At 64.3% G+C, this 1,307-nt stretch carries 2 protein-coding genes; both read left to right on the plus strand.

The features are described from left to right. Positions 1–46 precede the first annotated feature (46 nt). Positions 47–337 carry a transposase gene (locus G6030_RS15345; RefSeq protein ID WP_069389795.1) on the plus strand — a complete coding sequence of 97 codons (291 nt, stop codon included), beginning with the start codon at positions 47–49 and terminating at the stop codon, positions 335–337. Then, positions 334–1,302 carry an IS3 family transposase gene (locus tag G6030_RS15350; protein ID WP_182643708.1) on the plus strand — a complete coding sequence of 323 codons (969 nt, stop codon included), beginning with the start codon at positions 334–336 and terminating at the stop codon, positions 1,300–1,302. Before G6030_RS15345 ends, G6030_RS15350 begins: the two co-directional genes overlap by 4 nt. Positions 1,303–1,307: the final 5 nt, after the last annotated feature.

A 1,307-nucleotide genomic window follows, 5' to 3' on the forward strand; every position in this document is an offset into this window, starting at 1 on the left:
TGAGGTTCCCCCGGATCCGTAGAGGGATCAGCTATAAGGGGAAGCGATGCCAGAGAAGCGCCAAAAGTACGACCGGGAGTTCCGTGAGGGAGCGGTCCGGATCGTCGAGGAGACCGGGAAGCCGATCGCCCAGATCGCCCGAGACCTTGGGGTCAACGCGGGCACCTTGGGCAATTGGGTCAATCAGGCTAAGGAAGCTCGGGAGGGCACAGAAGGCCTGTCCAGGGGCGACATCGAGGAGCTCAAGCGGCTGCGAGCAGAGAACGCGGAGCTGAAGATGGAGCGTGATGTCCTCAAGCGATCCGTGGTCCTGTGGGTCAAGGAGGCGACGAAGTGAGCGTGGCACGTTTCATCGCCGACCAGAGGACCAACTACCGAGTGCCACACACTCTGGTGTGCGCCCTGCTGGGCGTGTCGCTGGCGTGGTTCTACAAGTGGCTCAAGCGGGCCACCGGGCCGGAGGCGGCCAGCGGCCTGCACACCGAGCGTGACCGCCGCCGCGAGGTCGTCGACCAGGCGGTCGCGAAGGCGTTCACCGCCGCAAAGGGCCGGCATGGATCCCCTCGCCTGTACTTCGACCTTCGTGACGAGGGCTGGCAGGTCAGCGAGAAGACCGTGGCCGACTCGATGCGCCGCCAGGGCCTCGTCGCACGCCGCATCAGACGCCGCAACGGTCTGACCAGGCAGGACAAGACGGCCCCGAAGTTCCCCGACCTGCTCAAGCGGGACTTCACCGCCGACAGGCCGAACGCCCGGTGGGTCGGCGACATGACCGAGATCCCCACCGTCGACGCCAACGGTCGGCCCGGTGAGAAGCTATATCTGGCCACTGTGATCGACCTCTACAGTCGTAGATTGCTTGGTGCTGCCACCGGTCTGCACCCGGACGCCGAACTCGCCTGCGCGGCGATCAACATGGCCGTGGCGACCCGCGGCGGTATCGAGGAGGTCCACCAGTCTGGGTGGCGTGAGGACCCGTCGAAACGAGCCATATTTCACACCGATCGGGGCAGCACCTATACCGCTCACGCGTTCACGAAACTATGCCAAGACCTCGGTATTCGCCAATCGATGGGGCGGGTCGGATCGTGCTTTGACAATGCTGCCGCCGAAGCATTTTTCAGCTCGCTGGAATGGGAAGTTTTGTCGCAACACACCTTCGAAAACACCCGCGCCGCCCGGGCCGCTGTGTTGGACTGGTGCTACGGGTTCTACAACCACGACCGACGACACAGCACGATCGGAATGGTGAGCCCGATCAGCTACGAGACCGCCGCGGCGACCGAACGGGAAGCCGCCTAGGAAAC

Source organism: Dietzia sp. E1, assembly GCF_014145015.1.
GTDB lineage: Bacteria > Actinomycetota > Actinomycetes > Mycobacteriales > Mycobacteriaceae > Dietzia > Dietzia cinnamea_A.